This window comes from Bordetella bronchialis (assembly GCF_001676705.1).
GTDB lineage: Bacteria > Pseudomonadota > Gammaproteobacteria > Burkholderiales > Burkholderiaceae_B > Bordetella_C > Bordetella_C bronchialis.
Window position 1 is genome coordinate 4,941,625 of sequence record NZ_CP016170.1, and the last position, 13,591, is coordinate 4,955,215.

Annotated in this window: 11 protein-coding genes; all 11 read left to right on the top strand. The window is 70.9% G+C overall.

Translation table 11 applies throughout. The features are described from left to right. The first annotated feature begins 21 nt into the window (after positions 1 to 21). Positions 22 to 678: a DUF3540 domain-containing protein gene (locus BAU06_RS21680; RefSeq protein ID WP_066355397.1), complete on the top strand. Its 657-nt coding sequence runs from the start codon at positions 22 to 24 to the stop codon at positions 676 to 678. Further along, complete coding sequence (tssG, locus tag BAU06_RS21685; RefSeq protein WP_066355399.1) at positions 653 to 1,759, top strand: type VI secretion system baseplate subunit TssG; 1,107 nt, start codon at positions 653 to 655, stop codon at positions 1,757 to 1,759. Before BAU06_RS21680 ends, tssG begins: the two co-directional genes overlap by 26 nt. Next, the gene (locus BAU06_RS21690; RefSeq protein WP_082993777.1) at positions 1,756 to 2,280 is read left to right on the top strand and encodes a L,D-transpeptidase family protein; all 525 of its coding nucleotides are present in this window, start codon (positions 1,756 to 1,758) and stop codon (positions 2,278 to 2,280) included. The genes tssG and BAU06_RS21690 overlap by 4 nt, the downstream gene beginning before the upstream one ends. Beyond that, on the top strand, positions 2,267 to 2,707 hold the full coding sequence (locus BAU06_RS21695) for a DUF2195 family protein (RefSeq protein ID WP_197509354.1): 441 nt from the start codon (positions 2,267 to 2,269) through the stop codon (positions 2,705 to 2,707). Before BAU06_RS21690 ends, BAU06_RS21695 begins: the two co-directional genes overlap by 14 nt. A 24-nt stretch (positions 2,708 to 2,731) precedes the next feature. Beyond that, positions 2,732 to 5,380 carry a type VI secretion system ATPase TssH gene (tssH, locus tag BAU06_RS21700; RefSeq protein ID WP_066355407.1) on the top strand — a complete coding sequence of 883 codons (2,649 nt, stop codon included), beginning with the start codon at positions 2,732 to 2,734 and terminating at the stop codon, positions 5,378 to 5,380. A 107-nt stretch (positions 5,381 to 5,487) separates the two neighbouring features. After that, on the top strand, positions 5,488 to 5,883 hold the full coding sequence (locus BAU06_RS21705) for a TssQ family T6SS-associated lipoprotein (protein WP_066355411.1): 396 nt from the start codon (positions 5,488 to 5,490) through the stop codon (positions 5,881 to 5,883). Beyond that, positions 5,880 to 6,419, top strand: coding sequence for a type VI secretion system lipoprotein TssJ (gene tssJ / locus BAU06_RS21710; protein ID WP_066355418.1), 540 nt, complete (start codon positions 5,880 to 5,882; stop codon positions 6,417 to 6,419). Before BAU06_RS21705 ends, tssJ begins: the two co-directional genes overlap by 4 nt. Before the next feature lie 48 nt (positions 6,420 to 6,467). After that, positions 6,468 to 7,802: a type VI secretion system baseplate subunit TssK gene (gene tssK / locus BAU06_RS21715; RefSeq protein ID WP_066355421.1), complete on the top strand. Its 1,335-nt coding sequence runs from the start codon at positions 6,468 to 6,470 to the stop codon at positions 7,800 to 7,802. A gap of 25 nt (positions 7,803 to 7,827) precedes the next feature. Continuing rightward, the gene (locus BAU06_RS21720) at positions 7,828 to 9,111 is read left to right on the top strand and encodes a DotU family type VI secretion system protein (protein ID WP_066355423.1); all 1,284 of its coding nucleotides are present in this window, start codon (positions 7,828 to 7,830) and stop codon (positions 9,109 to 9,111) included. A gap of 8 nt (positions 9,112 to 9,119) precedes the next feature. Next, on the top strand, positions 9,120 to 12,734 hold the full coding sequence (gene tssM / locus BAU06_RS21725) for a type VI secretion system membrane subunit TssM (RefSeq protein WP_156770426.1): 3,615 nt from the start codon (positions 9,120 to 9,122) through the stop codon (positions 12,732 to 12,734). 73 nt (positions 12,735 to 12,807) lie between these two features. Beyond that, positions 12,808 to 13,575 (top strand): type VI secretion system-associated protein TagF, encoded by a 768-nt coding sequence (gene tagF, locus BAU06_RS21730; protein ID WP_082988588.1) that lies wholly within the window; start codon positions 12,808 to 12,810, stop codon positions 13,573 to 13,575. Positions 13,576 to 13,591 lie beyond the last annotated feature (16 nt).

A 13,591-nucleotide genomic window follows, 5' to 3' on the forward strand; every position in this document is an offset into this window, starting at 1 on the left:
GAAAGACAAGAGGAGCCCGCCATGAACACCGCCGCCGCGCGCCGCTATCCGGCCTACGATCCCGTCCACCTGCTGGGGCGCGTCGTCGCGCGCGGGGACGATGGCCGCTATCGCGTCGATTGCGACGGCCGGCCCTGGACCGCGCGGCGCGCGGCCAGCTGCCTGCTGGCGCCCGAGGTCGGCGACGAAGTGCTGATCAGCGGACCGGACGCCGCGCGCGTCTACCTGATCGCGGTGATCGCCCAGGCCGATCCGGGCCGCGCGCGGCTGGAGCTGGCGGGCGGCGCCGCGCTGGAAGCGGCCGACGGCGATCTCGCCCTGCAAAGCGCCCGCGCCATCCATCTGCGCGGCGGCAGCGCGGTGCGCGTGGATACCGGCGAACTGGAGCTGCGCGCCCGCGACGCGCGCTGCGTGGCCGACCGCATACGCTACGTGGCCGCCGAACTGCAGGCCACCGTCGGCACGACGCGCCTGGTGGGCAAGTCCTACGAGGCCGTGCTGGACCGCATGACGCTGATGAGCCGCATCAGCTTCCGCACCGTCGAGGAAATCGAGCAGGTGCGCGCCGGCACGCTGGATTACCAGGCCGAACAGGCCGCGCGCGTGCATGCCAGCTATACCCTGGTCACGGGCGGCGAACTGGTGAAGGTCGATGCCAAGCAGATCCACATGGGATAAGGCCGGCGGCCCCGCCCTGCCCGGCGAATTCTGGCGCCGGCTGGAGGCCGCCCCCTGGTCGCACGATCTGTTCAACACCTTGCGGTGGATAGACGCGCGGGCCGGCAACCGGTCGCCGCTGGGCCGCGACAGCCTGCCGCGCAACGAGCCCGTGCGGCTGCGCCAGGAACCGTCCATGGCCTTCGCGCCATCGACGCTGGCGGCGGCGCGCGGCGCCCGCGACGGCCGGCCGCCCGAGCTGTCCATCTACAGCTTCGGGCTGTTCGGCCCCAATGGCCCCCTGCCGCTGCACCTGACCGAACACGCGCGCGAGCGCATGCACCATTACCGCGACGGCACGCTGGCCGCCTTCGCCGACATCTTCCATCACCGGCTGATCCTGCTGTTCTACCGCGCCTGGGCCGACGCCCAGAGCACGGTCAGCCTGGATCGCGGCGAGGAACGCTTCACGGGCTACGTGGCCAGCCTGCTGCACATGGGGCAGCCGTCCATGCGCGGGCGCGACGCCGTCATGGACCACGCCAAGTACTACATGGCGGGGCATCTGCTGCGGCAGACCCGCAACCCGGAAGGCATCAAGCACATCCTGCAGGCCTTCTTCCAGGTGCCCGTGCGCATCCGGGAGTTCGTGCCGCAATGGATACGCCTGGACCCCGCGCAGCGCATGGCCCTGGGCGGCGCCATGGGCCTGGGACGCGACACCGTCCTGGGCGCGGCGGTGCGCGACGCCCAGCACAAATTCCGCATCGAGATCGGCCCGCTGGATCTCGCCACCTACCGCGCCTTCCTGCCCGGCGGACCGCGCGGACGCCAGCTGATGCACTGGGTGCGGCACTACATCGGCGTCGAGTTCGCCTGGGACGCACGGCCCATCCTGCGCGCGCAGGACGTAGACGGCGTGCGGCTGGGGCAGGACCAGCCGCTGGGCCTGTCGTCCTGGCTGGGCCGCCGCCGCCCGGCGCAGGGCCACGCCGGCGACCTCCTGCTCGATTATGAGAGCCGGGGGCGCCTTAGCCGGGGGCGCCGCGGCGGGGAGCCGGCGATTTCCGCCCACCTATCCACCGAGGAGATCCCGCAGTGAGGCACGACATGTTCTACGACGGCCAGGTGCTGGACTGGCCGGGACACGGCAAATTCCGCGCCAGCAGCGGCTTGCCGGGGCACCAGATGCCCGACCGGTACTGCGCCGGCGATAGCGGTCCCATCCCGCCGGGCTACTACAAGATCATGCTGGCCGACCGGGGGCCGGCGCAGGACGACGGCCGCCATGCCTGCGCGCTGAAGCCGGCCTGGGGCATGCAGTCCATACCGCGCGGCACCGCGGCCGGCGAATGCGAGCCCTATTGGGCCAACTGGGGCTGGAACCGCGCGCGCATGGAGCCCGCCGACGAGGCCACCCGCCATCGCTGCACGCCGGCGCGCGGCGGCTTCTACCTGCACGATTCGATCAAGGGCTACAGCCACGGCTGCATCGAAGTGGAAGGCCGCATTTTTCCGCTGCTGCGCACCTACTCGCGCGGCAGCCATCGCGATTCCATGATCCTGCTGGTGCGGTACGTGGCCGGCCGATCCACCTACGGAGGCACCCGTGCCGCGCCATAACTCCCTGCCACGCATCGCCGGGATGCTCGCCTGCGCGGCGGGCGCGGCCGCCACGGCCCTGGCCGCCACGCCGGCGCGCGCGGCGGGCGCCGTCACCGTGGACAACCCGCTGCAAGCCTGCATGGCCGTGCAGCTGGGCACGCGCACCATCGACCGTGGCGTACTGCTGCAGGCCCTGACGCTGGACACGCGCAAACCGGTCGGCGCATGCGGCTGCAAATCCGCCATCGTCGGCTACACCGCCCGGGTCCTGCTGGACGGCGGCGCGCGCGGCCTGCTGCTGCAAGGCAGGCTGAACACGCGCGCCGGCGCCACGACGGAGGCAGCGACAGGCGCAACGCCGCGCACGCTGCCGCTGGCGGCGGATGCCACGCTGGCCGGCGATCGCCCGGTCACGCTCAGCTTCGAGTGCGCCGCGCCCGATTGATTCACCGATCCACCCAAGGCACCCATGTCCGACATCGGCCGCATCGATCTCTTCGGCAAGCTCGATCCCCTGCTTTACCAGGCACTGGAGGGGGCGACCGCGTTCTGCAAACTGCGCGGCAATCCCTATGTGGAGCTGGTCCACTGGATCCACCATCTGCTGCGGCACGCGGATGGCGACCTGCAGCGCATCGCCCGGCATTTCGAGCTGGACGCCGGACGGCTGCAGGCCGACCTGGCCGGCGCGCTGGAACAGCTGCCACGCGGCGCGGGCTCGGTATCCGACCTTTCCGAACATATCGACCATTCCGTGGAACGCGCCTGGATCCTGGCCTCGCTGCGCTATGGCCGCGCGCGCATACGCGGCGGCCACCTGGTGCTGGCGCTGGTCAAGACCTATGCCTTGCGCAACGTGCTGCTGGGCATGTCGGGCCAGTTCGCGCGCATCGTGCCGGACGTGCTGCTGGAGAACCTGCCCGCCATCGTCGCCGGCTCGCCGGAGGACGCGGCGGACCTGCCCGCCGCGTCAGGCGGCCATGACGCGGGGTCCGGCGGCGCGCCTTCCGGCACGATGCCGGGCGGGCGCGGCCAGGCCCTGGCGCGCTATGCCGTCGACCTGACGGCCCGCGCCGCCGCGGGCGAAATCGATCCCGTCTCGGGACGCGAGGCGGAAATCCGCCAGATCGTCGACATCCTGATGCGCCGGCGGCAGAACAACCCGCTGCTGGCCGGCGAGGCCGGCGTGGGCAAGACCGCGGTGGTGGAAGGACTGGCCCTGCGCCTGGCCGCCGGGGACGTGCCGCCGGCCCTGCGCCACGTGTCGCTATACCTGCTGGACCTGGGCCTATTGCAGGCCGGCGCCGGGGTCAAGGGCGAGTTCGAGCAACGCCTGCGCGCCCTCATCGACGACGTGCAGGCCAGCGAGAAGCCCATCGTCCTGTTCATCGACGAGATCCATACCCTGATCGGCGCGGGCGGCGCCGCGGGCACGGGGGACGCGGCCAACCTGCTCAAGCCCGCGCTGGCGCGCGGGCAGTTGCGCACCATCGGCGCGACCACCTGGTCGGAATACAAGAAATACATCGAGAAAGACCCCGCGCTGACGCGCCGCTTCCAGGTCGTGCAGGTGCACGAACCCGACGAGGCGCGCGCCCTGGGCATGCTGCGCGCCCTGGCCGACACGCTGCAGCGCCATCACCGCGTGCTGCTGCTGGACGAAGCCATGGTCGCGGCGGTGGCGCTGTCGCACCGCTACATCCCCGCGCGGCAGCTGCCGGACAAGGCCGTGGCGCTGCTGGATACGGCCTGCGCACGCGTCGCGGTCAGCCAGCATGCCGTGCCGCCGGCGCTGGAGGACGCGCGCCGCCGCATCCAGGCGCTGGAAACCGAACGCGACATCGCCGGCCGCGAGGCGCAATTGGGCCTGGACGGCGACGCGCGCGGGCTCGCGCTGGACGGCCAGCTGGACGACGCCCGTGCGCAAGAAGCCGCGCTGGCCGCGCGCTGGGAAGAGGAACGCAGCCTGGGCGCGCGCGTGCTGGCGCTGCGCGAGCAGCTGGAAGACAGCGCGACCGCCGCCACGCAGGCGGCGGACCTGCGCGACCAGCTGGGCCGCACGCAGCGCGAGCTGGCGCGGGTACAGGGCGAAACGCCCATGGTGCACCCGGCCGTCAACGCCGCCGCCGTGGCGGCCGTGGTGGCCGATTGGACGGGCATCCCCGTGGGCCGCATGATGCGCGATGAAGCCCGCTCCGTGCTGGACCTGGCCACCACGCTGGAACGCCGGGTCATCGGCCAGCGCCACGCGCTGGAGGCCGTGGCGCGGCGCGTGCAGACTTCACGCGCGCGGCTCACCGATCCGCACAAGCCGGTGGGCGTTTTCCTGCTGTGCGGCCCCAGCGGCGTCGGCAAGACGGAAACGGCGCTGGCCCTGGCCGAGGCGCTCTACGGCGGCGAGCAGAACCTGATCTCCATCAACATGAGCGAGTTCCAGGAGCCGCACACGGTCTCGACGCTGAAGGGGGCGCCGCCCGGCTATGTCGGCTACGGCGAAGGCGGCGTGCTGACCGAAGCCGTGCGGCGGCGGCCCTACAGCGTGGTGCTGCTGGACGAGATCGAAAAAGCCCACGCCGACGTGCACGAGATCTTCTTCCAGGTCTTCGACAAGGGCTGGATGGAGGACGGCGAGGGCCGCCACATCGACTTCCGCAACACCATCATCCTGTTGACCTCCAATGTCGGCGCGGACCTGATCGCGCGCCTGTGCCGCGATCCCGCCCTGGCGCCCGATGCCGAGGGCCTGGCGTCGGCCCTGCGCGAACCGCTGCTGCGCGTATTCCCGGCGGCGCTGCTGGGCCGCCTGGCCGTCGTGCCCTACCTGCCCCTGAGCGACGACATGCTGGCCGGCGTGGTGCGGCTGCAGTTCGACCGCATCCGCGAACGCCTGCGCCAGAACCACGGCATCGCGCTGGAGGTCGCGCCCGCCGCCGCCGCGCTGGTCGCGCAGCGCTGCACCGAAGTCGAATCCGGCGCCCGCATGGTGGACGCGATCCTGACCCATACCGTGCTGCCGCGCATCAGCCAGGCACTGTTGACCGCCTCCGCGCAGGAGCGCGGCGTCCGCCGCATCGCCCTGGACGCCGCGGACGGCGAGTTTCGCTACGAGTACGCATGATGAACCGCCAGGAACCCTCTATGACTTCGCGACTTTCGGCTTCCCGCGCGCCGGCGCGCCCCGCACGAGCCGGCACGGCGGCCGCCGCTTCGATGGCGCGTATCCCGATGGCCAGGCCTTCCGGATCGCGGTTGCGGCACGCATTGGCCTGGGGCTTCCTCGCCCTGGCGGCATCCGGCTGCGCGACGACCAGCCCCGCGGCCCGGCAGGCCTTGCAAACGGTGCGCGACCAATACATGGCCGGAGACTACGGCGCGGTGATCCGTACCGTCGCCACGTCCGAAACGCTGGCGGCGGCGCCCGACGACACGCGCGTGGAAGCCTTGAAACTGCAGGCCTACAGCTATTGCCTGACCCGCTACACGCGGCTCTGCGAGGACGGCTTCCTGCGCATCCTGCGGATCGAACCGTCCTTCCGGCTGCCCGCCAACGAATCGGGGCATCCCATGTGGGGACCGGTCTTCGAGCATGCGCGGCAAGCGGCGCGGAGCGGCTCGGCATGACGACACGACGCGCCTTCCTGTTCGCGCCGGCGGCGGCATCGCTGGCCGGCGCCGCCGTGCTGGCCGGCTGTTCCTCCACCGCCAGGCAAGTGCCCATTCCCTATGCCATCGTGCTGTCGGCCGACCCGCGGGTGAATCCGGACACCAACCGGCGCCCCTCGCCCATCCAGGTCACCGTCTACGAACTGAAGTCGCCGGGCACCTTCCAATCGCGTGACTACTACGCGCTGCAGGCCGACCCGCAGGCGGCGTTGGGCAAGGACCTGCTCAACAGCGACCAGGTCATCGTCAAGCCCGGCGAAACGCGGACGCTGGAGCGGCCCGGCAATCCCGAGGCGCGCGCGGTCGGCATCGTCGCCGGCTATCGCGACCTGGAAAACAGCCGATGGCGCCTGGTCGTGCCGCTGCCCGAGGCGCAGAACACCAATATCTACAAGGTATGGCAGTTCTCCCCCAACGAGGAAAAGATCCGGATCGCGGTGGGCGCCGAGGGCCTGTCGGAAACCGACCGCGGCCGGTCGTGGTGGCCGTTCTGAAGCCGGTCCCCGCGAACCCCGCACAACGAGAAATCCTGAATCGACGCCATGGCACAGCGGAATAAAGTCATCTGGTCCGAGGGGATGTTCCTGCGTCCCCAGCACTTCCAGCAGTTCGAGCGCTATCTCGAACATGCCATACAGCAGCGCGCCGCCGCGGCGCAGGCCTTCTTCTGGGGCTACACCCATCTGGCCCTGGACCGCGACGCGCTGGCGCTGGGCAAGATCGCCCTGGCCGAGGCGCGCGGGGTCCTGCCCGACGGCACGCCCTTCGAGTTCTGGCAGGCCGGCGATGCGCCGCCGGCGCTGGATGTGCCGCCCGGCACCAGCGGCGCGCGCGTGATGCTGGCGCTGCCGCGCGTGCGCGCCGGCGCGGGCGACATCGCCTATGAAGACGAGGAAGCCACCCTGGCGCGCTACCTGGTCGACGAGACCGAGATCGAGGACAGCGGCACGCAAGGGCTGGAGCCCGCGCTGGTGCAGGTGGGCAGGCTGCGGCTGCGCCTGATGCTGGAAAGCGAGCTGGGCGACGAATGGGTGGGCCTGAGCGTGGCCCGCGTGGCCGAGCGCCGGGCGGACAACCGCATCGTGCTGGACGACCGCTATATCGCGCCCTGGCTGGCCTGCGGCGCGCATCCCGTGCTGCGCGGCTACGTACAGGAACTCCATGGATTGCTGGACGCGCGCGGCGCAGCCCTGGCCCAGCGGCTCTCGGGCCCCGGGCGCGGCGGCGTGGCCGAGGTCTCCGACTTCATGCTGCTGGAGACGGTCAACCGCTACGTGGGCGCGCTATGGCACGCCGGGCAGACGGAAGGCCTGCATCCCGAGCGCCTGTTCCACGACGCGCTGATGCTGGCCTGCGACCTGGCGACGTATACCTCGCCGATGCGCCGGCCGCAGGTCCTGCCCACGTATGCGCACGATGACCTGGCGTCGACCTTCGCGCCGCTGATGGACGAACTGCGGCGCTCGCTGTCGGCGGTGCTGGAACAGCGGGCCCTGCGGATACCGCTGGACGACCGCGGCCAGGGCGTGCGCGTCGCGCAGGTACCCGACCTGGAGCTGCTGCGCAGCGCCGGCTTCGTGCTGGCCGTGCGCGCCGACATGCCCTCGGACACGGTGCGCACGCGCTTTCCGGCGCAGGTCAAGATCGGCCCCGTGGAAAAAATCCGCGACCTGGTGCACCTGCAGCTGCCCGGCGTAGGCGTGCGCGCGCTGCCGGTGGCGCCGCGGCAGATTCCGTACAGCGCCGGCCACGTGTATTTCGAGTTGGACAAGAACGGCGACTTCTGGAAGCAGCTGGAGCGCACCGGCGCGCTGGCCCTGCACCTGGCCGGCGAATTCCCCGGCCTGGCGATGGAATTCTGGGCCTTGCGCGATTGAGCGCCGGCCCTGGGAGACAAAGGCAATGCATGCATCGGACAGCGCCCTGCCGCCGCTGGGCGGCTTCGGCGACGCGGACGCGACGGCCACCAGCCGCCTGCGTCCGCACGAGTACGTCATCAGCGGGTCCAATCCGCTGGTGGCGGCGGCCAATCCCCTGCTGGACCTGATTCCGCAGATCCGCGCCACCGCCAGCCATCCTTCGCCGGCGCTGCTGCGCGAACACCTGCTGGATGAAGTGCGGCAATTCGAACTGCGCGCGCAACAGGCCGGGATTCCGAACGAAACCATCCTGGGCGCGCGCTACTGCCTGTGCACCGCGCTGGACGAGGCCGCCGCGCTGACGCCCTGGGGCGGCAACGGCGTATGGTCCGCGCACAGCCTGCTGGTGACCTTCCACAACGAAACCTGGGGCGGCGAGAAGTTCTTCCAGCTGCTGAGCCGGCTGTCCCAGAATCCCAGCCAGCACCTGGACCTGCTGGAGCTGCTCTATTACTGCCTGCTGCTGGGCTTCGAGGGCCGCTACCGCGTGATCGACAACGGCCGCTCGCAGCTGGAAACGCTGCGCCAGCGCCTGCTGCGCATCCTGCGCGCGGCGCGCGGCGAGGTCGCGCGCGAGCTCTCGCCGCACTGGCGCGACGCGCCCGCCCAGGCCCAGTTGCGCCGCCTGCCCGTGCCCCTGTGGGCCTATGGCGCGCTGGCGGCCGCGCTGGCCCTGCTGCTTTACCTGCTGCTGGGCTGGCGCCTGGGCGGGCAATCGGACCAGGTGTTCGCCGCCATCAACGCGCTGAAGGCGCCCACCGTGCAGATCGCCGCGCCGCCTCGCCCGCGCCCCGCGCCGGCCCCGCGGCTGGCGGTATTCCTGGCGCCGGAGATCCGCGACGGCCTGGTCACCGTGCAGGACCAGGTCGACCGCAGCGTGGTGGTGCTGCGCGGCGACGGCGCCTTCGAATCGGGCGCGGCCGAGGTGCGCGGGCCTTATATGACCGTGCTCTCGCGGGTGGCCGACGCGCTGCGCGAGACCCAGGGCGTGATCCTGGTGCGCGGCTACACCGACAATGTGCCGATGCGCAGCGCGCGCTATCCGTCCAACTGGCATTTGTCGCAGGCGCGCGCCGACACGGTCAAGGCCATCCTGGAACAGCGCCTGGGCCAGCCCGGCCGCGTGCGCGCCGAAGGCCGCGGCGACGCCGATCCCATGGCGCCCAACGACACGCCCGCCGGCCGCGCGCTGAACCGCCGCGTGGAGATCACGCTGATGATTCCGCCCGTGCCGCGCGAAACCACGCTGGAGGGCGCGCAGCCATGATCGCCTCGCTGTTCTATCGCTTCTTCGGTTTCCTGTTCAGCCGGGGCCTGTGGAACTTCCTGGGCATCGTGGCGCTGTCCATCCTGGTATGGATCGTCGGGCCGCTGCTGGCCATCGGCGCCACCCGCCCCCTGGAAAGCGAAACGGTGCGCATCGCCGTCATCGCCGCGCTGTTCGGCATCTGGCTGCTGCGGCTGCTCTGGCGCAAATGGCGCGAGGGCCGGCTCAACGCCCAATTGCTGGGGCAGATCCGCAAGCCGGCCAAGGAAGCGCCTGCGGCCCGGCCGGTGGACAACGGCCAGATGCGCCAGCTGGAGGAACGCTTCGACGAAGCCGTCGAGCTGCTGCGCAAGACCCGCTTCCAGGAAGGGGGCCGCTTCAGCCTGCACCGGTATTCCAAACAGTATCTTTACCAGCTGCCCTGGTACGTCATCATCGGCGCGCCCGGCGCCGGCAAGACCACCGCGCTGGTGAACTCCGGCCTGAACTTCCCCCTGGCCGACCGCTTCGGCAAGGTGGCGCTACGCGGGGTGGGCGGCACGCGCAACTGCGACTGGTGGTTTACCGACGACGCCGTGCTGCTGGACACCGCGGGCCGCTACACCACGCATGAAAGCGATCCCACGGGCGACGAGGACGAATGGAAGGGCTTCCTGGGCCTGCTGTCCCGGTACCGCGGCCGCCAGCCCATCAACGGCGCCATGCTGACCATCAGCGTGGAAGACCTGCTGGGCGCATCCGACTCCGAGCGCGCCCAGCACGCCGCGGTGCTGCGCCGCCGCCTGCAGGAGCTGCGCGAGCAGCTGGGCATCCAGTTCCCGGTGTATGTCCTGGTCACCAAGACCGACCTGCTGTCCGGCTTCGAGGAATACTTTGCTTCCTTCAGCCGCGATGACCTGTCGCAGGTCTGGGGCTTTACCCTGCCCTATGCCCGCACGCAGGAACCGGACTTCGACCTGTACGAAGCCTTCCATGCCGAATACCGCCTGCTCCAGCGGCGGCTGGACGACGCCCTGCCGGAAGTGCTGGCCGCGGAAACCGACGCCGCGCGGCGGGCGCTGGCGTATATGCTGCCGCAGCAGTTCGCCGGCCTGCAGGCGGTGCTGGGCCACTTCCTGAGCGATGTCTTCGCCAGCTCCAAGTACGAGGCGCGACTGCTCCCGCGCGGGGTGTATTTCACCAGCGGCACGCAGGGCGGCGCGGCCACCTTCGACCAGGTCACCGGCCACCTGAAGCGCTATCTGCGCATCGATACCGGCGGCACTGCGGCCGAACCGCCCGCCGAGGGCGAGGGGCGCAGCTATTTCCTGAAGAACCTGCTGCAGGATGTGATCTTCCGCGAGGCGGGGCTGGCCGGCCGCAACCTGCGCTGGGAACGCCGCTACCGGCGCCTGCACTGGACCGGCTATGGCGTCATCACGGCGCTGTTCCTGGCCCTGGTGGCGGGCTGGGCGCTCAGCTACCGCAACAATGCCGCCTATGTACAGGAAGTGGCCCGCCGCGTGCCCACGGTGGACAAGCTGGGACGCGAGCTGAAGATCACGCAGGCCGGCGACGTACTGGGCCTGATGCCTTTCCTGGACAGCCTGTGGTACCTGCCGCGCGATGCCGATTTCGAGGTGGACGCGCCGCCGCTGGACTACACCTTCGGCCTGTACCAGGGCCGCAAAATGGCGTCCGCGGCGCTGGGCGTCTACCGCGGCACGCTGGAACAGACCCTGTTGCCGCAGGTGGCGCGCCGCGTCGAGACCGCCCTGCGCAAGGCCCCCGCGGACGACCTGGAGTTCTCTTACGAGGCGCTGCGCGCCTACCTGATGCTGTACGAGGCCGACCGCTACGACGCCGAGTTCATGCACGCCTGGCTGCTGTCCGACATGCAGAAGACGCTGCCGGAGGGCTACACGCGGCGCCAGTACGACCAGCTCTCCCTGCACCTGCGCAACCTGGTGCGCGACCGCGTGCTGTCCTCGCCCTTTCCGCGGGACGACCAGCTGGTGCGCGCCGCGCGCGAGCGCCTGGCGCGCTATACGCTCGCGCAGCGCGCCTACAGCCGCCTGCGGCGCATGCTGGCCAACGGCGAGGACGCACCCGACAACACCGCCGTGACGCTGGGCGGGCCGGCGGCCACATCGGTCTTCGTACGCAAAAGCGGCAAGCCGCTGACCGACGGCATTCCGGCGCTGTACAGCTATCGCGGCTACTGGGACGTTTTCAATAAACGCGTGGACCGCGTCGCCGAGGTCCTGCGCGGCGACGACGCCTGGGTGCTGGACATTCCGCCGCCCGGCCTGCTGGACGAGGCCGCGCGGCGCCAGCTGATCGTCGACATCAAGCGCCTGTACCTGAACGACTACGTCGCACGCTGGGATGCCTACCTGAACGACCTGCAGCTGGCGCCCAGTACCTCGCTGCTGGCCAATATCCAGATGGCGCGCACGCTGTCGGCGCCCGATTCGCCGCTGGCGCAGCTGGTGCGCGGCGTGGCCCGCGAGACCACCCTGCTGCGCGACGCCGGCGGCGACGCGCGCTCGCTGATGGACCAGGCCCGCGACCGCGTCAGCAGCACGCGCGACGCGCTGGAGCAGATGTTCGGCCCGACCGGCCCGGGCGCCGCCACCCGCGCGGACGCCAGCGACGACAAGCTGGAATTGATCGTCGACAAGCATTTCGAACCCTATCGCCGCCTGACCCAGGGCGCGGGCGCCGGCAGCCCGCCCCCCATCGCGGCCACCACGGGCCTGATCGACGAGCTCTATACCTACCTGACCGCGGCCGACGCGGCGTTGCGCAGCGCCAGTCCGGCGCCGGGGTCGGACGTGGTGACCAAGCTGCAGGCCGAGGCCGGCCGCATGCCCGAACCGGTGCGCGATCTGCTCAACACACTGTCGGTGAACGCCTCCGGCCAGGTGTCGGGCGTCGCGCGCGAGCGCATGGGCGAAACCGTCGCGGCCACCATCGGCCTGTTCTGCCGGCAATCCATCGCCGGCCGCTATCCCTTCGCGCCGCAATCCAATCGCGATGTCGCGCCCAACGACATGGCGCGCCTGTTCGCGCCCAACGGCATGATGGACGACTTCTTCCAGAAAAACCTGGTCAGCCAGATCGACGTGTCGGGGCCGCGCTGGCGCTTCAAGCCCGGCATAGACGGCAAGCCGGCGCCGCCTTCCGGCTACCTGGATGCCTTCCAGAAGGCCGGCATCATCCGCGATGTCTATTTCACGGCGGGCAACCCCATGCCGTCCTATCGCGTGTCCATCCGGCCACTGGAAATGGACGCCGGCATCACCCAGTTCCTGATGGACGTGGACGGCCAGGCCATCCGCTATGCCCACGGCCCCCAGGTGGCCGCGACCGTGCAGTGGCCCGGCCCGCGCGGCTCCAACCAGGTCAGCATCGAACTCACGCCCCAGGTCGGCACCGCCGGCATGAGCACGTCCGGGCCGTGGGCCCTGAACCGCATGCTGGACAAGGCCGCGCTGGCGCCGGGCACATCGCCGGAAACCACCGTGGCGACTTTCGACTTCGGCGGCCGCAAGGTGGTGCTGGAGATCACGGCGAGCAGCGTGAAGAGTCCATTCCGCCTGGCCGAGATGCAGGGCTATGCATGCCCTGGGCGCGGCTGAACGCGGCGCGACACGGACGGATCCCGGCATGGAGAAACGAATCGGAAGCCGCGCGATGGACACCTGGGATGACATGCGGCCGGCGGGACCGGGCGGCAGGACGCCGGCGTGGGCAGGGGGCGGGCAGGCGGCGCCGCCGGAAGGCGGGACGCGGCTGGGCTGGTATGGAAAGATCCCCGCCTCCGGGGACTTCGTGCACCGGCGGCTGCCGCGCGAGCTGATCGCCTGGTGGGACCGCTGGCTGCAGCACGGCGTCGCGGGCCTGAAACAGGCGCTCGACCCGCATACGGCGCGCGGCTTCGCGGCCGCGCCAATCTGGAACTTCGCCATCCCGGCGGGCCTGGGCGCCGGTGTCGCGCAGCTGGGCTGCATCGCGCCCAGCCGCGACCGGGTCGGGCGCGGCTATCCCGTCTGCGTGGCGCTGCCCCTGCGCGCCGACGAATACCACGGCGGCCTGCTGGAAGACGCCGGCGAGTACTACCGCGAGATCGGCATCAATGTGCTGGGAGCGGTCCGGCACGGCTGCACGCCGGAGGTCTTCGACCGGGCGCTGCGCTACGTGCCGCTGCCCCGCGCCGTGCCCGACCGCGCCTCGTCCGCCGGCAAGGACATCATGGACATCCTGAATGCCGGTACCGGCCCGGGCGCCGCGCCGCTGGCGGCGCGCGGGCTGGCCGCCTGGCCCGACCTGCCCTTCTGCTTCAATCCGAGCTCTCATACCAGCTATTGGTGGACCAACCAGGCCGACGGGGCCCCGCTTCAGACCTATGTACACGGCGGCGCGCTGAACGCAACATTGTTCACCCGGTTGTTCTCTTCGCTGCCCACCTGGCGGCCATGACGACGCAAGACCCAGG